The sequence below is a fragment of the Serratia sp. CY27727 genome (assembly GCF_052169275.1).
Classification (GTDB): Bacteria; Pseudomonadota; Gammaproteobacteria; order Enterobacterales; family Enterobacteriaceae; genus Serratia; species Serratia sarumanii.
The window spans coordinates 795,970-818,004 of record NZ_JBJNLB010000001.1; the positions used below are offsets into that span (position 1 = coordinate 795,970).

General features: G+C 61.6%; 23 protein-coding genes. 12 read left to right on the forward strand and 11 right to left on the reverse strand.

The window, feature by feature from the left end; translation table 11 throughout:
* The first annotated feature begins 43 nt into the window (after positions 1–43).
* Positions 44–931: a threonine/homoserine exporter RhtA gene (rhtA, locus tag ACJ8HB_RS03920; RefSeq protein WP_094859705.1), complete on the forward strand. Its 888-nt coding sequence runs from the start codon at positions 44–46 to the stop codon at positions 929–931.
* Positions 932–1,063: 132 nt separating this feature from the next.
* Positions 1,064–1,531, forward strand: coding sequence for a YhcH/YjgK/YiaL family protein (locus ACJ8HB_RS03925; RefSeq protein ID WP_033646871.1), 468 nt, complete (start codon positions 1,064–1,066; stop codon positions 1,529–1,531).
* On the opposite strand, the gene ACJ8HB_RS03930 is transcribed toward ACJ8HB_RS03925, so the two are convergent.
* Positions 1,513–2,064, reverse strand: coding sequence for an AAA family ATPase (locus ACJ8HB_RS03930; RefSeq protein WP_047571668.1), 552 nt, complete (start codon positions 2,062–2,064; stop codon positions 1,513–1,515). The two genes, ACJ8HB_RS03925 and ACJ8HB_RS03930, sit on opposite strands and share 19 nt — an antisense overlap.
* Before the next feature lie 355 nt (positions 2,065–2,419).
* On the opposite strand from ACJ8HB_RS03930, the gene dps reads away from it, so the two are divergent.
* The 6 genes from dps to ybiO all read left to right on the forward strand — a co-directional run bounded on the left by dps (position 2,420) and on the right by ybiO (position 8,271).
* Positions 2,420–2,923 carry a DNA starvation/stationary phase protection protein Dps gene (dps, locus tag ACJ8HB_RS03935; protein ID WP_004939215.1) on the forward strand — a complete coding sequence of 168 codons (504 nt, stop codon included), beginning with the start codon at positions 2,420–2,422 and terminating at the stop codon, positions 2,921–2,923.
* A 140-nt stretch (positions 2,924–3,063) separates the two neighbouring features.
* Positions 3,064–3,330, forward strand: coding sequence for a DksA/TraR family C4-type zinc finger protein (locus tag ACJ8HB_RS03940; protein WP_033637659.1), 267 nt, complete (start codon positions 3,064–3,066; stop codon positions 3,328–3,330).
* Positions 3,331–3,667: 337 nt separating this feature from the next.
* Positions 3,668–4,411: a glutamine ABC transporter substrate-binding protein GlnH gene (glnH, locus tag ACJ8HB_RS03945; protein WP_004939223.1), complete on the forward strand. Its 744-nt coding sequence runs from the start codon at positions 3,668–3,670 to the stop codon at positions 4,409–4,411.
* 101 nt (positions 4,412–4,512) lie between these two features.
* Positions 4,513–5,172 carry a glutamine ABC transporter permease GlnP gene (gene glnP, locus ACJ8HB_RS03950; RefSeq protein WP_004939229.1) on the forward strand — a complete coding sequence of 220 codons (660 nt, stop codon included), beginning with the start codon at positions 4,513–4,515 and terminating at the stop codon, positions 5,170–5,172.
* On the forward strand, positions 5,169–5,891 hold the full coding sequence (gene glnQ / locus ACJ8HB_RS03955) for a glutamine ABC transporter ATP-binding protein GlnQ (protein ID WP_004939230.1): 723 nt from the start codon (positions 5,169–5,171) through the stop codon (positions 5,889–5,891). Before glnP ends, glnQ begins: the two co-directional genes overlap by 4 nt.
* Positions 5,892–6,045: 154 nt before the next feature.
* Entirely contained in the window at positions 6,046–8,271 is a 2,226-nt protein-coding gene (ybiO, locus tag ACJ8HB_RS03960) for a mechanosensitive channel protein (protein WP_047568616.1), read from the forward strand.
* Here ybiO and ACJ8HB_RS03965 read toward each other — a convergent pair.
* From ACJ8HB_RS03965 to rlmF, 5 genes are all read right to left on the reverse strand, one after another.
* Positions 8,268–9,275 (reverse strand): alpha/beta hydrolase family protein, encoded by a 1,008-nt coding sequence (locus tag ACJ8HB_RS03965; RefSeq protein WP_047568618.1) that lies wholly within the window; start codon positions 9,273–9,275, stop codon positions 8,268–8,270. The two genes, ybiO and ACJ8HB_RS03965, sit on opposite strands and share 4 nt — an antisense overlap.
* The gene (locus ACJ8HB_RS03970; RefSeq protein ID WP_047568620.1) at positions 9,263–9,901 is read right to left on the reverse strand and encodes a GNAT family N-acetyltransferase; all 639 of its coding nucleotides are present in this window, start codon (positions 9,899–9,901) and stop codon (positions 9,263–9,265) included. The genes ACJ8HB_RS03965 and ACJ8HB_RS03970 overlap by 13 nt, the downstream gene beginning before the upstream one ends.
* An 11-nt stretch (positions 9,902–9,912) precedes the next feature.
* Positions 9,913–10,482: a TetR/AcrR family transcriptional regulator gene (locus tag ACJ8HB_RS03975; protein ID WP_047568622.1), complete on the reverse strand. Its 570-nt coding sequence runs from the start codon at positions 10,480–10,482 to the stop codon at positions 9,913–9,915.
* Positions 10,483–10,675: 193 nt separating this feature from the next.
* Complete coding sequence (locus ACJ8HB_RS03980; RefSeq protein ID WP_047568624.1) at positions 10,676–11,980, reverse strand: methyl-accepting chemotaxis protein; 1,305 nt, start codon at positions 11,978–11,980, stop codon at positions 10,676–10,678.
* A 295-nt stretch (positions 11,981–12,275) separates the two neighbouring features.
* Positions 12,276–13,241, reverse strand: coding sequence for a 23S rRNA (adenine(1618)-N(6))-methyltransferase RlmF (gene rlmF, locus ACJ8HB_RS03985; protein WP_165791075.1), 966 nt, complete (start codon positions 13,239–13,241; stop codon positions 12,276–12,278).
* 118 nt (positions 13,242–13,359) lie between these two features.
* On the opposite strand from rlmF, the gene ACJ8HB_RS03990 reads away from it, so the two are divergent.
* From ACJ8HB_RS03990 to ACJ8HB_RS04000, 3 genes are all read left to right on the forward strand, one after another.
* The gene (locus ACJ8HB_RS03990) at positions 13,360–13,989 is read left to right on the forward strand and encodes a flavin reductase family protein (protein ID WP_033646882.1); all 630 of its coding nucleotides are present in this window, start codon (positions 13,360–13,362) and stop codon (positions 13,987–13,989) included.
* A gap of 167 nt (positions 13,990–14,156) precedes the next feature.
* Positions 14,157–14,417, forward strand: a complete 261-nt coding sequence (bhsA, locus tag ACJ8HB_RS03995; protein ID WP_015377148.1) for a multiple stress resistance protein BhsA — start codon at positions 14,157–14,159, stop codon at positions 14,415–14,417.
* Positions 14,418–14,704: 287 nt separating this feature from the next.
* A complete protein-coding gene (locus ACJ8HB_RS04000; protein WP_004939270.1) occupies positions 14,705–15,340 on the forward strand; it encodes a carbonic anhydrase in 636 nt (211 codons plus the stop codon).
* Positions 15,341–15,406: 66 nt separating this feature from the next.
* Here the strand turns inward: ACJ8HB_RS04000 and ACJ8HB_RS04005 are convergent, their stop codons facing one another.
* The 4 genes from ACJ8HB_RS04005 to ACJ8HB_RS04020 are packed head-to-tail and all read right to left on the reverse strand — an operon-like array spanning position 15,407 to position 20,418.
* On the reverse strand, positions 15,407–17,263 hold the full coding sequence (locus ACJ8HB_RS04005; RefSeq protein WP_047568629.1) for a M3 family metallopeptidase: 1,857 nt from the start codon (positions 17,261–17,263) through the stop codon (positions 15,407–15,409).
* Positions 17,264–17,309: 46 nt separating this feature from the next.
* Positions 17,310–18,269, reverse strand: coding sequence for a DNA-binding protein YbiB (gene ybiB / locus ACJ8HB_RS04010; RefSeq protein WP_094859704.1), 960 nt, complete (start codon positions 18,267–18,269; stop codon positions 17,310–17,312).
* 38 nt (positions 18,270–18,307) lie between these two features.
* Entirely contained in the window at positions 18,308–18,937 is a 630-nt protein-coding gene (locus tag ACJ8HB_RS04015; RefSeq protein WP_047568631.1) for an FMN-binding negative transcriptional regulator, read from the reverse strand.
* Positions 18,938–18,993: 56 nt separating this feature from the next.
* Positions 18,994–20,418, reverse strand: coding sequence for an MFS transporter (locus ACJ8HB_RS04020; RefSeq protein WP_094859703.1), 1,425 nt, complete (start codon positions 20,416–20,418; stop codon positions 18,994–18,996).
* 99 nt (positions 20,419–20,517) lie between these two features.
* Here ACJ8HB_RS04020 and ACJ8HB_RS04025 point away from each other — a divergent pair, with 99 nt between their 5' ends.
* Positions 20,518–21,357: a helix-turn-helix transcriptional regulator gene (locus ACJ8HB_RS04025; protein WP_033637650.1), complete on the forward strand. Its 840-nt coding sequence runs from the start codon at positions 20,518–20,520 to the stop codon at positions 21,355–21,357.
* On the opposite strand, the gene ACJ8HB_RS04030 is transcribed toward ACJ8HB_RS04025, so the two are convergent.
* Positions 21,354–21,983 (reverse strand): LysE family translocator, encoded by a 630-nt coding sequence (locus tag ACJ8HB_RS04030; protein WP_033653411.1) that lies wholly within the window; start codon positions 21,981–21,983, stop codon positions 21,354–21,356. The two genes, ACJ8HB_RS04025 and ACJ8HB_RS04030, sit on opposite strands and share 4 nt — an antisense overlap.
* Positions 21,984–22,035 lie beyond the last annotated feature (52 nt).

Consider the following 22,035-nt stretch of genomic DNA (forward strand, 5'->3'; position numbering starts at 1 on the left):
TTTTCTCAAGGCTGAGGAACGGCGCAAAAAAGGCTCGTTAAGGATGTCGTTATCTACTTCCGGCAGAGCGCCCTCCGCGCTGCTGCCCATCTGTCTGTTAATCATCGCCATGGTGTCTATCCAGAGCGGCGCCTCGTTGGCCAAAAGCCTGTTCCCGATCGTGGGCGCCGAAGGCATTACGACGCTGCGCCTTTTCATCGGCACCCTGATTCTGTTCATTATCTTCCGCCCGTGGCGTATGCGCATCGTCGCCGGCAGCCGCTTGCCGCTGCTGATTTACGGCCTGTCGCTCGGCGCGATGAACTACCTGTTCTACCTGTCGCTGCGCACCGTGCCGCTCGGCATCGCCGTGGCGCTGGAGTTTACCGGCCCGTTGGCGGTGGCCATGTTCTCGTCGCGCCGGCCGATCGACTTTCTTTGGGTGGCGCTGGCGATCGCCGGGTTATGGTTCCTGTTGCCGCTCGGCCACGGCGTGGGCGGGATCGATCCGTTCGGTACCGCCTGTGCGCTCGGCGCCGGCGCCTGCTGGGCGGTCTATATCATCTTCGGCCAGAAGGCCGGCGGCGATCACGGCCCCGGTACGGTGGCGCTCGGCTCCTTGATCGCCGCGCTGGTGTTCTGCCCGATCGGCGCCTGGCAAACCGGCAGCGTGCTGTTCAACCTCGATATTCTGCCGGTGGCGCTGGCGGTGGCGATCCTCTCCACCGCGCTGCCATATTCGCTGGAGATCATCGCGCTGCCCAAAATTCCGGCGCGCACCTTCGGCACCTTAATGAGCCTCGAACCGGCGATGGCGGCGCTGTCCGGCATGCTGTTCCTCGGCGAACACCTGAGCGGCGTGCAATGGCTGGCGCTGGCGGCGATTATCGCCGCCTCCATGGGCTCCGCCCTGACCATTCGCCCCAAGCCGCGCCTCGAAAGCCTTTCCTGATCGCCTGACTCGCCTGCCGACCGCAACGTCGGAATGCAGGCGGGTTAACTGTTTTCCTCGTGACAAATCGGCATACTTCCCCTTAGCCTGTATCGCAGGCTCTTTGGACTTTCGCTCACATGGAGAATAACAGTGATTCACAACAGCCTGTTCAACCCCCGCTTCGGCCGCGGACTCGCGCCGGCGCTGGTTTCAACCCTGACCGAGTTACGCCGATGCGACCTGCCCGAACTGGCGCTGGGCCATCACCCGATTGACGGCGACAACATCTTTATGGACGTGATGACGCTGACCACCGTACCGGCGGCGGAAAAGCGCGCCGAAATGCATCAGGAGTACATCGCGCTGCATCTGCTGATCAGCGGCGAAGAACGCATCGAATACGGCCTGGCGGGCGACTGGCACCGCGAACATCCCCACGCGGAAAATAGCGACCTTCTGCTGCTGGACATCAAACGCCACCCGCAAACGCTGCACATGACGCACGGCATGTTCGCGATCTTTTTCCAGATGGAAGCGCACAAAACCGGCTGCCTGTGGCAGCGGCCGCAGCACATCAAGAAAGCGGTGGTGAGGATCCATCACCGCCTGTTGCTGTGAACCTGCGGCAGCGTCCGTAGAAAATCGGCGGCCTGGCGGGGAGAGCGCAAGCGCTTGAAACGGCGCCCTGCATCGGTACGGGCCATCTCCGCCAGGTATTTTCGCCGGTTCTTCGAGTAAGTGCGGATCGTCCACAGCACGATCGACTCGCGGCTGAAGAAAGAACGGCGGAAACTTTCCCGATTGCCGGTGCCCGGCCACAGCTCGCGTTTGCTGGCCGCGCGCCGGCACGCGCGGCGCACGGCCTGCCACAGCGTGCGGCAGAAGCCGTAGTCCAGCCACAGGATATAGTCGACCTCGCGCCACTTGATCGGCTGCGTGCGGCTGTAGTTGCCGTCCAGCACCCAGCCCCCTCCCGCTTCGGCCAGCGTCTGCTCAAGCCGCGCCAGAAACGCGTCATCGGGCGTCCCCTGCCACTCGGGCCGCCAATAGAGCCTGTCCATCTCGATATAGGGAACGTCAAGACGTTCCGCCAGTTGACGCGCCAGGGTGCTTTTACCGCTGCCGCTGGTGCCGACGACGTTAATTTTCATCATTCGCCAATAAAGACCGGGGTTAATTCCCTTACTTTATCCGCATCAATTACGGCTATCAATCTGAATAGGCTTGAAATTAACATCCCGATAACAAAGCAGATATTTAGCCGAACCCGCATGCCGGCAGAAAATAAAATAACAGGGGTAAATCTTCACTGACATAAATAATACCTTAAATTGAAATAATAATAACTTTCATAAAGTTACACAAAAACAAAAAACAAATAAAAATAGTGCCATTCGGCCATTCCTATTTGTGCAATAGCCATTTTCGTGCGGCAAAAATAAATACCCCTGCTATAATTGATCCCGTAACGAAATAGGACAACGACTAATCAAGAGGATATCTGATATGAGTACCGCTAAACTGGTGAAAACGAAATCTTCTGATCTGCTGTATACCCGTAACGATCTGGACGAAAAAGTCAAACTGGCCGCCATCAAGGCGCTGAACCATCAGGTCGTGCAATTCATCGATCTTTCGTTGATCACCAAGCAGGCGCACTGGAACATGCGCGGCGCAAACTTCATCGCGGTCCATGAAATGCTGGACGGCTTCCGCACCGCCATCATCGAGCATCAGGACACCTTCGCCGAACGCGTGGTGCAACTGGGCGGCGTGGCGCTGGGCACCGTACAGGTGGTTAACGATCGCACGCCGCTGAAAAGCTATCCGACCAATATCCACAGCGTGCAAGAGCACCTGAAAGCGCTGGCCGATCGCTACGGCGCGGTCGCGAATGACATCCGTAAAGCCATTACCGAAGTGGAAGACGAAGATACCGCCGACATGTTCACCGCCGCCTCGCGCGATCTGGACAAGTTCCTGTGGTTCATCGAATCCAACATCGAATAACGCTAAAAAGTTGCAGAGCGCCCGTCGTTCCGGGCAGAACAGGCTGGGCTTCGCCCGGCCTGTTTTCTTTTGCGCGGCCGTTGCATTGTACAAAAAACGGCCCATATTAAACGGTAAGGTTCCTTTGTCAGGAGGTAACGATGGCCAGCGGCTGGGCGGCGGACGGCGCCGTACAAGATCAGATTGATTCCACCGTCGACGATGCGGTGCAGCGCGCGCGTGAAGCGCTCGGGCACGGCGAGAGCGAGCGCTATTGCCAGGAATGTGGAGAGCCGATCCCCGAGGCGCGCCGCAAGGCGTTAACCGGCGTGCGTTTTTGCCTCGCCTGCCAGACCGAACAAGACAAAAAACACGCGGCCGCCAGCCTGTATAACCGGCGCGGCAGCAAAGACAGCCAGTTGCGCTAGCATTATCTGCCCCCCTTTTCGCCGCACGCGGCTCCGATTGCACCGTCAGTGCATCATGAAAGTTAGAGTTAGTTATCAATATTGAAGCAAAAACGTTAAAGAACGGTTGTTTCACAGCCAAAGTTTGGTTAATGATAGCCCCGTGCACCAAGATAATTCTTACGCACCATTTTGGTGCCTCACCTTGGTGCGCAACCATAACAATTCGCCTTTACGGCACAACATCACGCAATAACTCTTTGTTTTTATAGTAGTTGAAAACATGGCACGATTTTTTCATGGCACCAACTGCAATATAAAAAATGGGTAATCCGCAACCTGTACAGGAATTCCTCTCATGAAGTCGATTTTTAAAGTCTCCCTGGCCGCACTCTCTCTGGCCTTTGCCGTAAGTTCCCACGCAGCAGACAAACTGGTGGTCGCCACCGACACCGCTTTCGTTCCTTTTGAGTTCAAACAAGGCGACAAATACGTCGGCTTCGACATCGACCTGTGGGCCGCCGTCGCCAAAGAACTGAAGCTGGACTACACCCTGAAGCCAATGGACTTCGGCGGCATCATTCCGGCGCTGCAGACCAAAAACGTCGATCTGGCGCTGGCCGGCATCACCATCACCGATGAGCGCAAGAAAGCCATCGACTTCTCCGACGGCTACTACAAGAGCGGCCTGCTGGTGATGGTCAACGCCGACAACAACAGCGTGAAAAGCATCGACGATCTGAACGGCAAAGTGGTGGCGGTGAAGAGCGGCACCGGCTCGGTGGATTACGCCAAGCAGCACATCAAAACCAAGGATCTGCGTCAGTTCCCTAACATTGACAACGCCTACATGGAGCTGGGCACCAAGCGCGCCGATGCGGTGCTGCACGACACGCCAAACATCCTGTACTTCATCAAGACGGCCGGCGCCGGCAAGTTCAAAACCGTGGGCGATTCGCTGGAAGCACAGCAGTATGGCATCGCCTTCCCTAAAGGCAGCGACGAGCTGCGCGAGAAGGTGAACGGCGCGCTGAAGACCCTGCGTGAGAACGGCACCTATAACGAGATCTACAAGAAGTGGTTCGGCACCGAACCTAAGTAAGCTGTGAATTTGGCAAGCTATTAACTTAAGCACAGGGGGCGCTTACCCCCTGCGCTTCGTTGTATCTGATACCCACGTTCGGGATCACCGGGAGAAATATCATGCAGTTCGACTGGAGCGCCATCTGGCCCGCCATTCCTATCTTGTTAGAGGGCGCCAAAATGACCCTGTGGATTTCGGTCCTCGGTCTGATTGGCGGCCTGATCATCGGCCTCGTCGCCGGCTTTGCCCGCACCTACGGCGGTTGGATCGCCAACCACATCGCGTTGGTGTTTATCGAAGTGATCCGCGGCACGCCGATCGTGGTGCAGGTGATGTTCATCTACTTCGCCCTGCCGATGGCGTTCACCGATTTGCGCATCGATCCGTTCACCGCGGCGGTGGTGACCATCATGATCAACTCCGGCGCCTACATTGCGGAAATCACCCGCGGCGCGGTGCTGTCGATTCATAACGGTTTCCGCGAGGCCGGCCTGGCGCTCGGCCTGTCGCGCCGCGAAACCATCCGCTACGTCATTATGCCGCTGGCGCTGCGCCGCATGCTGCCGCCGCTGGGCAACCAGTGGATCATCAGCATCAAAGACACCTCGCTGTTCATCGTGATCGGCGTGGCGGAGCTGACCCGTCAGGGTCAGGAAATTATTGCCGGTAACTTCCGCGCGCTGGAAATCTGGAGCGCCGTGGCGGTTATCTATCTGATTATTACCCTGGTGCTGAGCTTCGTGCTGCGTCGTCTGGAAAGAAGGATGAAAATCCTGTGATTGAATTTAAAAACGTCTCCAAGCATTTTGGCCAAACCCAGGTGCTGCATAACATCGATTTGAAGATCGACAAAGGCGAAGTGGTGGTGATCATCGGGCCGTCCGGCTCCGGCAAATCCACCCTGCTGCGCTGCATCAACAAGCTGGAAGAGGTCACCAGCGGCGATCTGATCGTCGACGGCCTGAAAGCCAACGATCCGAAAGTGGACGATCGGTTGATCCGCCAGGAAGCCGGCATGGTGTTCCAGCAGTTCTACCTGTTCCCGCACCTGACGGCGCTGGAAAACGTCGCCTTCGGCCCGATCCGCGTGCGCGGCGCGAAGAAGTCCGATGCGGAAAAACTGGCGCGCGAGCTGCTGGCCAAGGTCGGTCTGGCGGAGCGTGCCCACCACTATCCGTCCGAACTGTCGGGCGGGCAGCAGCAGCGCGTGGCGATTGCGCGCGCGCTGGCGGTGAAGCCGAAAATGATGCTGTTCGACGAGCCGACCTCCGCGCTCGATCCGGAATTGCGCCACGAAGTGCTGAAGGTGATGCAGGATCTGGCCGAGGAAGGCATGACGATGGTCATCGTCACCCATGAAGTCGGCTTTGCCGAAAAAGTGGCGTCGCGCCTGATCTTTATCGATAAGGGCCGGATTGCCGAAGACGGCAACCCGCACGACCTGATCAACCATCCGCCAAGCCCGCGTCTGCAGGAGTTCCTGCAGCACGTGTCCTGATCCTGGCGGTTTCACGGCGGGCGCGCCACGCGCCCGCCGCTTTCATTCCGCACGCGTTCCCACGCCACATCGCGCCACCTTTCCTACTATATTCATTGTTTTTCATCGTATTGCTCTGACATCCGCCGATCACAGAACGCCAAAGAGAGGAACAATGCCGCCAAACGCAGACTCCCGACGAGGTTCTCATCTGCGAGAACACCTGCTTTTCCTGCTGCTGTTGCTGACCCTGAACGTCTTCGCGCCACCGGCGCTGGCGCAAAACGCGCCGCCCGCGCCCGCCGACAAGAGCGAGCAGCAGAAGGCCGCCTACGCCGCGCTGGCCGATCTGCTGCAAGACGACAAAGCGCGCGCGGCACTCATCAACCACCTGAAACAGGCCGCCAGCGACGCCCCCGCCGCCGCCCCAACAACGCCGGAGGAATCAACGCCGGCCACGCTGAGCGACAGCCTGAACTCGCTGGCGCAGGAAGGCATCGGCACCTTTAACCAGAAGCTCGGCGCGCTGCAAAAACTGATCGACTCCGGCCCGAAGCGCGTTTTCAATCCCGCCGGCTTTTTCCGCGCGCTGGGTTACTTTCTGCTGACGGTGGCGGTCACCTTTGCGCTGTTCCACCTGATCCGGCGGCTGATCGCGCCGCTGTACAAACGCATGGGCAGCTGGGGGCACAACGCGCGGCTACAGCGCGGCCCGTGGTATAAGCGCCCCGCCGCCATTCTCGGCGCTTTCGCCGTCGATCTGCTGGTGCTGCTGCTGGCGCTGGCGGCGGGCAACCTGTTCGCCCGCCACGTCCACGCCGACAGCGCCACCATTCTGCGGCTGCAGACCCTGTTTCTCAGCGCCTTCGCGGTGATTGAGTTTTTCAAAGCGGTGCTGCGGCTGATTTTCGCCCCCAACTTCGACTACCTGCGCCCCTTCCCCTTCAGCGACCAGAGCGCGCGCTACTGGAACACGCGCCTCGCCTGGCTCAGCGGCCTGATCGGCTACGGCCTGATGGTGGTGGTGCCGGTGGTGGCGGTACAAATAAGCTACCCGGCCGCCGCCGCCGTCAACCTGGTGGTGATGCTGGCGCTGACGCTGTACGCCATCTGGCTGATCCTGCACAACCGCAAGCCGATACAGCAACAGATCAACCTGCTGGCCGAACGGTCGATGGCGTTTTTCAGCGCGATCCTGCGCGGCCTGGGGCATATCTGGCATCTGCTGGCGATCGCCTATTTTCTGGTGTTGTTCGTGCTGTCCCAGTTCGACATCGGCAACAGCCTGCGCTTTATGATGAGCGCCACGGTGAAAAGCCTGCTGGTGGTCGGCGTCGGCGCTCTGCTGTCCGGCATGCTGACCCGCTGGATTTTCCGCCGCATTTCGCTGCCGACCGACGTTAATCTGCGCTATCCGATGCTCGAGCGGCGCATCAACTCCTACATCCCCAACGGGCTGAAGATACTGCGGGTGATGGTGGTGCTGGCAGTGACGCTGTTCCTGCTCGATGCCTGGCACCTGATCAACCTGTACCAGTGGGCGGGCAGCGAAAATGGCCAGCGAACGCTCGGCGGGCTGGTGCATATCCTGCTGATCCTGCTGATCGCCGTCTTCAGTTGGACGCTGATGGCCAGCATCATCGAGCACCGCCTGGCGCTGGAACTGAGCAACGGCGTGCGGCCGAGCGCACGCGAACGCACGCTGCTGACGCTGTTTCGCAACGTGCTGGCCATCGTTATCAGCACCATTACCGTGATGATCGTGCTGTCGCAGGTGGGCCTGAACATCGCGCCGCTGCTGGCGGGCGCCGGCGCGCTGGGGCTGGCCATCAGCTTCGGCGCCCAGACGCTGGTGAAAGACGTGATCACCGGCGTGTTCATCCAGTTCGAAAACGGCATGAACACCGGCGAATACGTCACCGTCAGCGGCATCACCGGCACCGTGGAGCGCATGACCATCCGCTCGATCGGCCTGCGCGACGACTACGGCGTCTACCACATCGTGCCGTACTCCTCGATCACCACGCTGGCCAACTATGCGCGTGAATTCGGAGTGTATCGCGCCAACTACACCGTCAGCCGCGACGAGGACATCGATCGGGTCAATGAGGTGCTGCATCAGGCCGTCGCGGCGCTGAAGCAGGATGAACAGGTGAAGCATTTCCTGATTGGCGAGCCGGTCTTCAACGGCGTGGTCGCGCTGGGCGACCGCTCGTTCACCACCCGCGTGACGGTGCGCACGCAGGCGCTGAAACAGTGGGTGGTCCAGTACGCCCTCGATCGGCTGGTGAAAATCCATTTCGATCGGGCCGGCATCGGCATGCCGCAGCAGGCGATGCAGATCTCCCGCGCGCCGCAGCCGCACGAAGAACAGGCACCGCCCGCGGCTCCTGGCAGTTAGCGCCCGTGCCCGCAGGGCTGAGCGGCCAGGAAGGCCGCCACGTCCTGTCGGTAGGCGTCGTATTGCACCGAGCGCGGCGCAAACAGGCCCACCACGTTGATCAGCCACGGATGGCGGGCGAACAGCGGTTTGACCATCACGTGGTCAGCTTCGTCGATGCGCGTTACCGTCAGCAGCGAGGCCGGGATCGTTTGCCGATACACGCGCTCGGTTTCGTCCGCGTCCACGTTGACGTCGCGCCCGCCCAGGATCAGGTGCACCGGCGTGTTGAAATTCCGCAATCCCGCCGTCGCGTCGCTGGCCATGTTGGCGCGAATAAAGCGCCAGCGGTCGGCGCTCAATGCGGCGACGCCATACTCGCGGCGGTACTGCGTGTAGCCGTCCGGCTGTTCGAGCAGCGTCTGAATGTGGCGCCAATGCGCCTCGCGCGCCTGGATTTGTGCTTCATCATCCCCCGCGGCCGCCATCGCCGCCCGGGTGTTATAGCGCCCCTGCCGCAGCCAGTTGATCGCCGGCGCCAGCACCAGCGTGAAGGCGATGTCGGGGCGCAAACGCGCCACCTCCGGCATCACCCATCCCGCCTGGCTGGTGCCCCACAGCCCCACGCAGCGCGCATCAAAGCGCCCGTCCCGCCGGGCCCAGTCGATGATATCGGCGGTTTCCCGCGCGCGATCCGTCATGGTCTGATGCAGCCAGTTGCCGCCGGAGCCGCCAACGCCCGGCTTATCGAAGGATAAAACCGCGTAGCCCTGCTGCGCCATCGCCTCCCAAATGCCGTAATAGCCTTCGTCGCGGCTGGCGTTGGCCGGCCCATCGCCGTGCACGAACACCACGACGCCGGGCTTGACCGGCGCATGCTGCGGCAACACCAGCGTGCCTGTCAGCCGGTTGCCGCCGGCGGTCACCGTGACCGGTTCGGTGACGAAGCGAAAGTCGTTGACGAAAATGACCCACCCGAGCGCCAGCAGGAGCAGCGCCACGCAGCACAGTCCTATTTTGCGCACGTCGCCTCCCCGCAGCGTCTCTCCATCAACACCCAGTCGGCCTGACCGAACAGCAATCCTAACGAAGCGTAATGCTCTTCGCGCCGCACCTGAAAACCGCAGCGCCGGTACAGGCGCAGCGCATCCACGTTGCGCCGGCTGACGTGCAGGCTCAGACGCCGGCCCGCGCCTTGTTCGGCAGCGTAGTCGTTCATCAACTGCAGCAGACGCTTGCCCACCCCTATACCACGCTGACTCTCGGCCACCGCCAGGTAGGAGAGATACAGTTCATCGGCCGCCGGGGTGTGCTGCAACACCGCCATTTGCAGATACATGCGCCAAACGTTCAGCCAGCCATAGCGGCGGCACAGCCGCCAAATCGGCAAGGTGCACGGACGCCGCCCGGCGTTATTCTCGCCAGGGGCCACATTGAGGGCAAAGGCCGCCACCACCTGTTCATCCTGCTTCATCACGAAGCTGCGCTCCCGGCTGCCGCTTTGCTTCCAACGCCACAGCCGATAGAACAGACGCCACTGAAGGCGGGCGCTCAGACGGCGCGCGCGCTGAAACTTGTCGCAGAACGCGGCGTAGATCAGCGCCGCCGTTTGCCGGCGGTCAGCATCGCGGTACGGCTCAATGTGCAGCATATCCACCTCGACTAGGGATGCCGGTAGAGCAGCTGTTCCAACAGCCGCACCGGCGTGGTCTCCTCCGGCGCAGACGACGCAAAGATCGCCTGCCGCCAGGCCTGACTTTCGATCACGTCCAGCACCAACTGCGCGAGCGGCAACGGCGCTATCGCCGGTGCGATCTCACCGGTTTGCTGCGCCTCGGCGATAACCGTCGCCAGCGCCTCAATCAACTGCCGCTGGTTGGCGCTGAACGGCTCGGCCAACGCCGGGTTGCGTGCCACCTCCGCCACGATCTCCGCCGACAGCTGCACATTGGCCGGTTCGGCGACAAAGGCGTGATAGCCGGTGAAAAAGGCCGACAGCGCCTGTTTCGGCCGCGTTCTGTCGGCCCGCAATCCGACGGCAAACTCGGTGAATACGCCGTTTTCCAGCAGCGCAATCTCGCCGATCAACGCCTCCTTGCCGGTAAAGTAGTTATAGAGGTTGCCGACGCTGACGCCCGCCGCCTGCGCGATATCCCGCATGCTGGTTTGGTGAAATCCCTTATGGGTAAAGCTGTGCAGCGCGGCCTCGACAATCTTTTCTCGATTTCCCATCGGCAACTCCCGAAACGGTGAAGGGGGCGCCTGGCGCCATCGCATAGATATGAATGAATGAATGAATGAACGAACGTTCGTTCGTATTTAAGAATAGCATAGCCGGTAAAATTGAACCGCGGCTCAACGGCATGCTAATCGGCGGGAAGATAAAAACGCCGCCCCCGTTTTCGGCGGGCGGCGTGATGAAAACTCAGTGCAGCGCGTCGCCCTGCTTCACCGACGTGAACGCCTGCATCAGCTTCACGACGTCGTGCATGCCGATGTTGACCTGGTTGATCACTTCCCCGGCGTCATGGGTCAGCGCCACGCCGCCGCCGGCCTGCTCTACGCAGGTTGCCATGCCGGCAATCGCCGCCGCCACGCCTTGTTGGATAGATTTGGTCATGCGTTCGATCTCGGTCGCCGCCTTGCGCGACTGTTCCGCCAGCGTGCGCACTTCGTTGGCCACCACCGCAAAACCGCGCCCGTGCTCGCCGGCGTGGGCGGCTTCGATCGAGGCGTTAATCGCCAGCAGGTTGGTTTGGGAGGCGATTTTACGAATGGCTTCGACGATGGTGCCGATCTGCTGAGAACACTTGCCCAGCTCGGTGACCACGTCCGAGGTTTCGCGCGCCGCCGCTTCGACCTGCTGCATGCCCTTCACCGCCTGCTGCACGATAATCGCGCCCTGCGCCGCCTGCCGGTCAGTATCGAGCGACAGATGATGCGCGTTGCGCACCATCTCTTCTTCATGCTGCTGCTGTTGCATCAGCCGGGTGATGTCTTGGGCAATCTTCACCACCTTCACCACCTGGCCTTCGTTGTCGAGGATCGGGTTGTAACTGGCCTCCAGCCATACCCGTTCGCCGCGCCGGTTGAGGCGCTCAAAACGCCCGGTGATGAACTCGCCGCGCGCCAGGCGCTGCCAATGCCGCCGATAATCGTCGGAATTGGCGAACTCCGGCGGGCACAGCACCGCATGCGACTGCCCGCACGCCTCTTCCAGCCGATAGCCCATCAGCGCCAGCATATTGTCGTTGGCGCTGACGATGGTGCCCTGCGGCGTGAAAGCGATCATCGCCATCGATCGATTCAGCGCCGCCAGCAGGCTGCGGTGTTCCTGCGCCTGGGTCACTCGCTCGGTCACTTCGCTGGCGATCTTGACGATCTCCACCACCTTACCCTGTTTATTCAGCACCGGCGCATAGGTGCCCTGCAGCCACACCGCCTCGCCGTTTTTCGCGATGCGTTTTATGGTGTCCGTGATGGGTTGCCCCTTATTCAGCGTCTCCCAATGTTTGCGGTATAGCGGGCTGGCGACATAGTTCGGATCGCAGAAAATACGGTGATGGCGGCCAATCACGTCATCGCGTTGAAATCCCAGCGTGCTGAGGAAAAGATCGTTGGCGCGCAATACCGTGCCGTCGGGCGAGAATACGATCATCGGAACGGCGTGTTCTATCGCGCTCAGTTCGGCGCCTTTGTGGGTAGTTAACTGACTGAATCGTAACAGCATAAGGTGTAGTCCTTGTGGCAGATGATGGCGCTTTTCTTATTTTTGCCTGGCCACATGCCGCGCCCACACGCAGACGTGCCATCGCGGAAGGAACGGGCAGCGCCGTTCCTTCTGGTTATTGCTATTAACCGGATTAAATTTATTTATTCAGTAAAGTAATTATTCGAATTTAAATAAACCAACAGCCTAAGATTTTTATTATTAATTCCGTATTGAGAATAACGTAAGTGATGAAAATTGAAAGGTAAAATGCAGATTTTTGTCGGCGCCGGCAGGATAACCAGCGCCGGAAGGATTAGCGCCAGCGTTCGGCTGCCCAGGCGGCCTGTTGCTCGGCGTCGTGGAAGGTCCAGGCGACAAAGCGGCTGATCTTCTGCCCTTGCGCCATCTCGATGGTGCGCACTTCGGCCGCGCCCGCCACCTTCAACGCATGGTAGATGGCCGGCAGCGTGGTGTTTTTCGAGATGAGCGAAGTGAACCACAGGCAGTTGTTGGCCTTGCCGACGCTCTCTTCCACCATCTTGCGCACGAAGGCCTCTTCGCCGCCTTCGCACCACAGTTCGTTGTTCTTGCCGCCGAAGTTTTGCACCGGCTTGTCGGCCACTTCCCCTTTGCCCAATTTATGCAGCTTGCGGCGGGTGCTGGCGCGCGCTTCCTGCTCGGATGCGTGGAACGGCGGGTTGCACAGGGTGGCGTCAAATTTCTCGGCCGCGCCGATGATGCCGCTAAAAATCAGCTCAGGCTGTTTTTGCAACCGCAGACGCACGCTGTTACGCAGCGTCGGGTTCATCTCAACGATCATTTTGGCCGCGTTGAGCGACACCGAATCGATTTCAGACCCGGTGAAACGCCAGCCGTATTCGCGCAGGCCGACGATCGGGTAAATGCAGTTGGCACCGACGCCGACGTCGAGGATCGCCACGCCCTTGCCGCGCGGGATCTCGCCACCGTTGCTGGTCGCCAGCAGATCCGCCAGGTGGTGCAGATAATCGGCGCGGCCGGGGATCGGCGGGCACAGGTAGTCCGCCGGAATATCCCAGTGTTCGATGCCGTAAAAGTGCTGCAGCAACGCACGGTTGAGCATTTTCACCGCCGCCGGATCGGCGAAGTCCACCGAAACATCGCCCCAGGCGTTCGGTTTTACGAACGGCGCCAACGCTGGGCAGCTGGCGATCAGCGCCGGGAAGTCATAGCGTGAACGATGACGGTTGCGCGGATGCAGGCCGCTTTTCTGCTGCGGGAAGGTTTTCTTTTTTTCCACCGTGACGGGCTCTCTTGAAGGTATTTCCGGCGCGTAAGATAACACATCCCGCCCGCAATGGCGCAGCGGCGGGAAACCCGGCACAATGAAAACCTCATCGATTACCACAGGATCCCCCATGAGCCGTGAATCTCGTTATTATTATGAACCCGCCGCCGGCCACGGCCTGCCGCACGATCCGCTGAACGCCATCGTCGGCCCACGCCCCATCGGCTGGATCTCTTCCCGCAGCGCCGCCGGCTTGCGCAATCTGGCGCCCTACAGCTTTTTCAACTGCTTCAACTACCGTCCGCCGATCGTCGGTTTCGCCAGCACCGGCTGGAAAGACAGCGTGGCAAATATCGTAGAAACCGGCGAATTCGTCTGGAACCTGGCGACACGCCCGCTGGCGGAAGCGATGAACAACAGTTCCATCCCCCTGCCGCGCGGCGAGGATGAATTCGCCTTCGCCGGCGTCACGCCGCTGCCCGGGCGCCGGGTCAAAGCCGAGCGCGTGGCCGAAAGCCCGGTGAACTTCGAATGCAGGCTGACCCAGTGCATTCAGCTGCAAACCGCCGCCGGCGAACAGGTGGAAACCTGGCTGGTATTGGGCGAAGTGGTGGCGGTGCACCTCGATCCGGCGCTGCTGGACGAACACGGCGTCTACCAGACCGCCGCTGCCGAACCTATCCTGCGCGCCGGCGGCCCGACCGCCTACTATGGCATTTCCGAACAGCACCGTTTCGATTTGGCGCGCCCGACGCGCTGATCGCCTCCCCCGTTTAGGCAGAAGATAAACGGGGGGATTAATAATCAAAAAATCTGAATAAAACCGTCAACACTCTCCGATTTCATCCCGCCTGTCACTGCGCAATAATCTTCCCATCGAAAGGCAAACCCCTTTCTCCCTAATTCACTTTGACAGGAATGACGAACATGAAAACCATCAAAACTTTTGCTGCCGCTATCGCCCTGGCCACCGTTTCTTTCACCACTTTCGCCGCTGAACACGTCAGCGCCCAAGATGCCGCCCAATTCGAAAAAGCCGGCGTGATCGTCGCCAGCGGCGCAACCGACCTGAGCAGCCTGAAGTCTCAACTGGCCGCCAAAGCCGATGCGGCAGGCGCCAAGGCCTTCACCATCACTTCCACCAGCGGTAACAACCTGATGCACGCCACCGCGGTTATCTACAAATAATCACCGCCCCAGACGCCAAAAGCCCGCCGGATATCACCCCGGCGGGCTTTTTTTATCTTCGCGTGCGTTAGCGCTGCATGGGCACGACAGCCAGTTTTTTGCCGCCCGCTTTATCAGCAACCCACCCGTACACGAACCGGACAATGCTGCCGGAAACGGGTTTAAACCCCGTATTTAATGTGGTTTACAGGGAGGTATGTACACACATTTTTTTACCGTGCCATTGCTGGACTAACGGAAGAGGATGATTATCATATTACGCAGACTACAGATGCAGAGAGCGTTGTATGCAACATATCATTGAAGGTTTCCTCAGTTTCCAGAAAGAGATTTTCCCGCAGCGTAAGGAACTCTTTCGCAGCCTGGCCTCCAGCCAAAATCCCAAAGCGCTGTTTATCTCCTGTTCTGACAGCCGTCTGGTGCCGGAGCTGGTGACGCAGCAAGAGCCTGGGCAACTGTTCGTTATCCGCAACGCCGGCAACATCGTCCCTTCCTTCGGCCCGGAGCCGGGTGGGGTTTCTGCGACCATCGAATACGCGGTAGTGGCGCTGGGCGTCACTGATATCGTGATTTGTGGCCACTCGAACTGCGGCGCCATGAAGGCTATCGCATCCTGTCAGTGCCTCGATCCCATGCCTGCGGTAGCCCACTGGCTGCACTACGCGGATGCGGCCAAAGCGGTGGTCGAGAAGAAAACCTGGAATAGCGAAACAGACAAAGTTAACGCTATGGTGGAAGAGAACGTTATCGCCCAGCTAAATAATATCAAAACCCACCCTTCCGTTGCGGTGGGTCTGCGCAACAGCGGGCTGCGCCTGCACGGCTGGGTGTACGACATCGAAAGCGGCGAAATTCGTACGCTGGACAGAAACACCAAGAGCTTCGTTTCCCTGGCCGATAATCCCGACGTCTATTTCGAATAAAATAACGCCCAGATTTTATCATTAAATAAAATCCACGCTGCCGCGTGGATTTTTTTATTGTCAGCCTTAAACCAAACGCGCCTCTATCGCCGCGGCGAAATCGCGACACATCCGTTCGTCGCCGTCGGCGTTGTCCGCCAATACCGTCTCGCCGTCCACCACCCGAATATGCGCCTCCAAATCGAAATCCGCCGGCGGCTGCGGGCGCGCGGCGGCGGCGGCCATCGTCTGCTGCGCCTCGCGCCACGCCTGCGCCACCGTCTGGTTACAGGCCTGCGCCAGATAGTCCGGGTTGAACCCTTCGCCGGTCAGGCTGCGCAGCGTGTCATCATGGCTGACGCTGTTGCCCGGCAACCAGTAGTGTTGCGCCAGATCCGGGCCGATGGCCGGGTTGTCCGTCAGGTAACCGTCGCGCTGCAGGAAGAACTGGCGGGTTTGTTCCACCGCCATCATCGCCAGCAGATAACCCTGATAAGAGCAGGCGGACTCCAGCGACAGCAGGTGCGGGATCGCCAGCGTCGGGCGCGGGCTGCCGCTGATGCCGAGGATCTTCTGCTCGACCTCGCGCGCCAGCGCGGTGATGGCTTCCGGCGTGCGCTGCTCGTCATCCCACTGATACAGCGCCCACTCGAAGTACGGCACCAGCAGGATATGGCGTTCGTTGAACGCGCGCATCGGCTGGCGCGCCGCGATGCCGGCTTCGATCAGCGCATCGGGCACCGCTTCGCCGGCGGCGTTTTTCGCATAGCGTTTCAACCAGTCGGCGTCGTCCAGCAGGCTGTCGCAGAACATCGACTGGGTTTCGGCATAGGCCATCGAGGTCGGCGGGAATTCCTGCGAGAAGCACGGCGCATTCTGGCGAATGTTGGCGAAATGCGCCGCGTGGCCGCCCTCGTGGAACAGGGTGTTGAGCCCGTAAGCGCCGCTGCCCACCTGCCCCGGCTGCGCCAGGCTGGTGAAGTTGATGCGCGCCGGCACCCATTCCCCCTGGCGCACAAACGGCGGCACCGGGCCGTGCATAAAGCCGTTCTCATACTTGCCTTTGCGCACCAGCAGATCGAGGTTCATCTCGGCGCCGCCAAAGCCGATGTGCAGGCGTTTGAAGCTGTCGACCCAGCGCTCCAGCGAACGAGAAAACGGGAAGTAAGGATCCAGTTGGCGGGTGACGTCGCCGGCGCTGGCGAAGCGCACGTTCCACGGCTCCAGCGCCTGGCTGCCCTTGTCGGCCGCCAGTTGCTGCAGGCTGCGCGCGTTGGCCTCGCGGGTTTCCCGCTCGAAGCGATCCAGAATGGCGAACAGCTGCTCCGGCGTCATGCGCTCGGTTTTGTTCACCTTGTAGTCGAAATAGTTGCGATAGCCCATCTGGCGCGCAAAGCGGTTGCGCAGGCCAATCAGTTCCGGCAGGCCGTTATGCAGCAGCCATTGCTCCAGATCGCGCAGCGCCTGCTGCGAGCTGCGGCGGTAGTCTTCGTTCGGGTTGGTCGCCTGGTTGGTCAACAGCTCGCCGAGCGAGGCCGCCACCCGCCGGCCTTCGGCGTTCAGATGCGTAACCTGATAGCCCTTGCGGCGCGCGTAGAGATCGGACTCGGCGTGGATGATCCGATCCAACAGCGCCTGCGCCTGCGGATCTTCAATGGCGTTGCAGTCGAAGAAGCGCAGCCAACCTTGCAGGCCGTGGATCAGCACCTCGCGCTGCGCCGTCTGCGGCAGCGTTTCCAATCCGGCCAGCAGATTGCGGATCTCCGCCAGCCGGCGCGGTTCGGCGATAAAGCGCTTATAGGCACTTTCCGCGGCGGCAAAGCGCGCCGACACCTCTTCACCGCCGGTGCCCATGTAGTTTTGCCAGAACAGCTCTTCTTTGGCGCGGTGTACGTCGAGGTAATCCTGGTTCAATTGATTGAAGTAATCGAGAGCCTGTTGCATAACCGTCCTTCTCTGCCGATGAGGAAATATCCCAGTATAGTCGCGCTCAGGCCTGACGCAGGCGCTGCAGCCCCTGTTCCAGCGTTTCGCTCTCGCCGGCGGCCACCAGGCAACAGGCGACCTGCCGCTGGATGGCCTGCGGGATCGCCACCTCGCCCGCCAGGCAGCGCTCGATCCAGCGCGCGGTAGTTTCCGCGTCTTTCGCCGCCGGCAACGTCGGCGTTTCATCCTGCAAGGTGCGCTCCAGCAACACGCGCTGTTCGCCGCCGGCAATATAATGAATCTGCGGGCAGCGCAGCGGGTTGGCGTAGGCTTCGCCTTCGGTGCCGTGCATCAACAGCCCGCGGGCGCCGATCTGGCGGAAAAACGACGCCACCCGGCCGACATACTCCGGGTGTGAGACGCTGGCGAGGCGCAGCGCATCCTGTTCGCCGAACGGCGTCGCCAGCTTGGCCAGCGTATGGGCGCTGTTGCGCACCCCCATGCGCCAACGCAACCCGAGCTGCCGCGCCAGCGGCGCCGACAGCGTGGAAACCGGCATGAATACCGCCTCGCCGTTATCGAGACGCTGCTGGGCGTGAGCGGCCTGTTCCGACCACGGCAGCCCCAGGGCGCGAAAAATCTCGGCGCTGGTCACGCGGGTACTGTCGTCCAGCACGCCGTGCACCACCACCGGCAGGCCCACTTTCGCGAGCAGCAGCGCCAGCAGCGGCGTCAGGTTGGCCTGCTTGCGCGCGCCGTTGTAGCTCGGCAGCACCACCGGCAGCGGCCGCCCCTGCGGCGCCTGCAGCGGCAACACCTGCTGCTGCATCGCCTGGTAGAAGCCCAGCATCTCCTCTTCGGCCTCACCCTTGATGCGCAGCGCGATCAGAATGCCGCCCAGCTCCAGCTCGGGGACCGCCCCGGCCAGCATCGCCTGATACAGCTCAAAAGCGGTCTGCCGGTCCAGGTCGCGCGCATGATTTTTGCCGCGGCCTATTTCTTTGATAATTTTGGTGTAATCCATCCGAAGGTTCCCCTTGCTCACTCTTCGGTTAGCATACCCTATCCGCGCCGCCGCTCAACCTCCGCCGCCAGCCGCCGCTGCGTTTCATCGCCTTCGCGCAGCCCGGCGATCACCCCATCGGCATCGTCGGCGCTGCGGTTTTGGCTCATTTTCCATTTGCCTTCGCGCCGGGTGACGGCGATCTCGATACCGACGATGCCTTTAAGCTGCGCGGCGATGTAGTTGGCCGGCGCGTCGTCGAGCCGCCAGGGCGCCGGGCGCCCTCCTTCCTGCTGCGCGGTCAGATCGATCAGCTGGCGCCGCAGCCAGGCCGGGTCGTCCATCACCGTCGGCACGCCATACAGCTGCACCACGCTGTAATTCCAGGTCGGCACCACTTTGCCGGTCTGGCGCTTGCTCGGGTACCAGCCGGGCGACACATAACCTTCCAAACCCTGAAAAATCACCAGGCATTCCGCCGCGTGCTGCAGCCGCCGCCAGTGCTCGTTGGCGCGCGACAGGTGCGCCCGCAGCCGGATCTGCCCCTGTTCGACATCGGCCAAAAACGGCAGCGGATCGGCCGTCAATCCCTGCTCGCCGTGGCTGACCAATAGCCCCAGCGGGTGGGCGCGCACCAGCGCCAGTTGGGCATCCAGATCGTCTTCGCGAAATGCGGCGGGTTGAAACATCAGTGTGGCTCCTTACGCTCTCTCATGATGACGACAGTAAAGCACCCGCCGGCGGCCTACTTAAGATCCGCTTTCTGACTATTTCGCGTGATCCGGTTTAACAAGATCAGGGCGACGCCCATCGCCAACAGATTAAATACCATGGCGCCGGCAAAGGCCTCGGCATAGCGCTCCGCCACGCCGCCGTGCGCCAGCAGCGGCACGAAACCGACGCCGCTGACCACGATGCCCAGCGCGCCCCCCACCTGCTGCACGGTGGCAACCAGCCCCGCCGCCATGCCCGCCTGCCGCTCGTGCGCCAAACCGAGCACCAGATTCAGCAGCGGCGTCATGCTCAGCGCCTGGCCGAATCCCAGCACCACCAACCCCGGCAGCAGCCGCAGCGGATGCGCCAGCGCCGCGCCCCACAGCGCCTGCGCCATCAGCAGCGCCAGCCCGGCGGCGTAAATCGCCACGCCCGCGCTCAGCGCACGGTTGCCCCAACGCAGCGCCAGCCGGGGCGCCAGCATCGACGCCAGCATAAAGGCCGCGCTGGCCGGGGCGAACAGGCTGCCCGCCTGAAAAGGCGTCAGCCCCGCCCCCGCCTGCAGCAGCAGCGCGAAACACAAGAAAAACGAGGAAGCGGTGGCATAAATCGCCAGCACCACCGCCATACCCGGCGCGAAGCCCGCCTGGCGGAACAGCGCCGGATCGAGCACCGCATCGTCGCCGCGCTGCGCCAGACGGCGCTCCCAACGCAGGAAGCCCCACAGCGTCAGCATTGCCAGCGCCAACATCGGCGCGATCCACCACGGCCAGCCGCGCGCCGGCCCTTCCAGCAGCGGCAGCAGCAACAGCGACAGGCCGGTCGCCGCCAGCCCCAGGCCAACGCCATCCAGCCGCTGCGCCTGCGCCACCCGCGATTCGGGAATGCGCCGCGCCGCCCACAGCGCCAGCGCGCCGATCGGCAGATTAATCAGAAAGATCATGCGCCAGCCGCTGCCGAACAGGTTGGCCTCGATGATAAAACCACCGAGGATCTGGCCGAAGATTGCCGCCAGCCCCAGCGTCATGCCCAGCCAGGCGAAGGCGCGCCGCCGCTGTTGCGGCTCGTACAGCACCCGCATCAAGGCGTAAATTTGCGGAAACAGCAGCGCCGCCGCCGCCCCCTGCAGAATACGCGCGGCGATCAGCAGGCTGAGCGATCCCGCCAACCCGCACAGCAATGAAGTCAGCGTGAATCCCAGCATGCCGAGGCTGAACAGACGCCGACGTCCGAAGCGATCGCCCAGACGCCCGCCGGCGATCAGCAGCACCCCGAACGCCAGTTCATAACCGGCGACGATCAACCCGACGCCGGCAAAATCGGCGGAGAATTCTCGCTGGATCACCGGCGCCGCCACGTTGACCACAAACAGATCGAACACCGTGACAAAACCGCCCAACAGCAGCACCGGCAGGCCGGCCAACCCTCGCCGTTCACGAGATAATGAATGTTCCATACCACCTCCAGAGATTATGATGGCCGCAGTATGAAACATGTTTTAAACTGTTACTATATAGCCACTTATACTATTACTGACAGCAACAGGACGGCCGCCATGCCCCCACGCACCCTCGAGCGCACTCGCCACGAACTGGCGGATTTTCTGCGTCAAAAGCGAGAACAGCTGTCGCCGCAGGCGGTCGGTTTGCCGAGCGGCAGCCGCCGCCGCACGCCGGGATTGCGGCGCGAGGAGGTCGCGGCGCTGGCCGGCGTCGGCCTCACCTGGTACACCTGGCTGGAACAAGGCAGGGAAATCAATGCGTCGGTGGCGTTTTTGGAAAACCTGGCGCGGGTGCTGCAGCTCGACGCCGCCGGCCGCTACCACCTGTTTTTATTGGCGCATCAGCGGCCGCCGGTGCCGGTCGGCCATCAGTGGTGCCAGGTCTCGCCGCTGGTGCGGCGGCTGCTGGACGATTTGGCGCTGCGGCCGGCCTACGTCATGAACCTGAGTTGGGACATCATCGCCTGGAACCCGGCGGCTCAGCGGCTGTTCGCCATCGCCGAACGCCCGCCGGAAGAGCGCAACATGTTGTGGATGCTGTTTGCCGATCCGCAGCTCAATGCGCGCCTGCTGGAGTGGCGGGCGCAGGCGCCGCAAATCCTGGCCAGCTTCCGCCGCGACTACGCTCGCGCGCCGGAGGATGAGGTGATGCGCCAACGGGTACAGGCGCTGGAGCGGGTGTCGCCGCAGTTCCGCCAGCTCTGGCGGCAGCACGACATTCACGGGCGCTGCCAGGGACGGCGCAGCTTCGCCATCCCGGAAATCGGCCCGGTCACCTTTGACCACGCCTCTTTCATCGTCGACGAAGAGAATCACCTGCGGCTGGTGATGTACAGCGCGCTGCCGGACGAACCGGCCAGCGCGGCGTTTGAAGCGCTGCTGCGTGAGGGTTAGCGGCGGCTGTCGAAAATGAGCTTGCAGGCCAGCCCGGCGAACACCCCGCTCAGCAGGTAGTTCGGCCAGCGGGCGCTGAAGCGGCGGCCGACAAAGCGGCTTTTCATGCCGCTGACCGCCAGGATCACCCCGCCGTTAATCAGCAAGCCCACCAGATTCAGCACCGTCGCCAGCGCCAGCATCTGCACCACCACCGAGCCTGAACGCGGATCGATAAACTGCGGAAACAGCGCCAGCACGAACAGCGCCATTTTCGGGTTGAGGATATTGGTGAACAGCCCCTGGCGGAAGATGCGCGCCGTCGGCACCGCCTGCAACCCGGCGGAAGCCTGCAAACTGCTGCCGGATCGCAGCGTTTTCCACGCCAGATAGAGCAGATAGGCGGCACCCAGCATTCTCACCGCGTCGTAAGCCAGCGGCACCGCGACGAACAGTTGCGACAACCCCAGCGCCGCCGCCAGCGCGTGGCAATACGTGCCGAGCTGAATGCCCGCCAGCGAAGCGAAACCGGCGCGCCGCCCCTGGCTGACGCTGCGCGAAGCGATCAGCAGCATATCCGGGCCGGGGGTCAGCGCCAGCGCCACGCAGGCACCGGAAAACAACAACAGCGTTGCGGCATCAATCATGAATCACCTGATAAGAAGACGGACGGGAATGGAGCGTCCATCATAGCGGCGC

What these genes read in the sequence shown, in the direction of transcription:
- ACJ8HB_RS04020 (WP_094859703.1), bottom strand. Translation starts at nt 20,418, where the DNA reads ATGGAACATTCATTATCTCGTGAACGGCGAGGGTTGGCCGGCCTGCCG.
- ybiO (WP_047568616.1), top strand. Translation starts at nt 6,046, where the DNA reads ATGCCGCCAAACGCAGACTCCCGACGAGGTTCTCATCTGCGAGAACAC.
- ACJ8HB_RS03930 (WP_047571668.1), bottom strand. Translation starts at nt 2,064, where the DNA reads ATGAAAATTAACGTCGTCGGCACCAGCGGCAGCGGTAAAAGCACCCTG.
- ACJ8HB_RS03980 (WP_047568624.1), bottom strand. Translation starts at nt 11,980, where the DNA reads ATGCTGTTACGATTCAGTCAGTTAACTACCCACAAAGGCGCCGAACTG.
- ACJ8HB_RS04015 (WP_047568631.1), bottom strand. Translation starts at nt 18,937, where the DNA reads ATGTTTCAACCCGCCGCATTTCGCGAAGACGATCTGGATGCCCAACTG.
- ACJ8HB_RS03970 (WP_047568620.1), bottom strand. Translation starts at nt 9,901, where the DNA reads ATGCTGCACATTGAGCCGTACCGCGATGCTGACCGCCGGCAAACGGCG.
- ACJ8HB_RS04005 (WP_047568629.1), bottom strand. Translation starts at nt 17,263, where the DNA reads ATGCAACAGGCTCTCGATTACTTCAATCAATTGAACCAGGATTACCTC.
- ACJ8HB_RS04025 (WP_033637650.1), top strand. Translation starts at nt 20,518, where the DNA reads ATGCCCCCACGCACCCTCGAGCGCACTCGCCACGAACTGGCGGATTTT.
- bhsA (WP_015377148.1), top strand. Translation starts at nt 14,157, where the DNA reads ATGAAAACCATCAAAACTTTTGCTGCCGCTATCGCCCTGGCCACCGTT.
- ACJ8HB_RS04030 (WP_033653411.1), bottom strand. Translation starts at nt 21,983, where the DNA reads ATGATTGATGCCGCAACGCTGTTGTTGTTTTCCGGTGCCTGCGTGGCG.
- ACJ8HB_RS04000 (WP_004939270.1), top strand. Translation starts at nt 14,705, where the DNA reads ATGCAACATATCATTGAAGGTTTCCTCAGTTTCCAGAAAGAGATTTTC.
- ACJ8HB_RS03990 (WP_033646882.1), top strand. Translation starts at nt 13,360, where the DNA reads ATGAGCCGTGAATCTCGTTATTATTATGAACCCGCCGCCGGCCACGGC.
- glnP (WP_004939229.1), top strand. Translation starts at nt 4,513, where the DNA reads ATGCAGTTCGACTGGAGCGCCATCTGGCCCGCCATTCCTATCTTGTTA.
- ybiB (WP_094859704.1), bottom strand. Translation starts at nt 18,269, where the DNA reads ATGGATTACACCAAAATTATCAAAGAAATAGGCCGCGGCAAAAATCAT.
- dps (WP_004939215.1), top strand. Translation starts at nt 2,420, where the DNA reads ATGAGTACCGCTAAACTGGTGAAAACGAAATCTTCTGATCTGCTGTAT.
- glnH (WP_004939223.1), top strand. Translation starts at nt 3,668, where the DNA reads ATGAAGTCGATTTTTAAAGTCTCCCTGGCCGCACTCTCTCTGGCCTTT.
- ACJ8HB_RS03975 (WP_047568622.1), bottom strand. Translation starts at nt 10,482, where the DNA reads ATGGGAAATCGAGAAAAGATTGTCGAGGCCGCGCTGCACAGCTTTACC.
- rhtA (WP_094859705.1), top strand. Translation starts at nt 44, where the DNA reads ATGTCGTTATCTACTTCCGGCAGAGCGCCCTCCGCGCTGCTGCCCATC.
- ACJ8HB_RS03940 (WP_033637659.1), top strand. Translation starts at nt 3,064, where the DNA reads ATGGCCAGCGGCTGGGCGGCGGACGGCGCCGTACAAGATCAGATTGAT.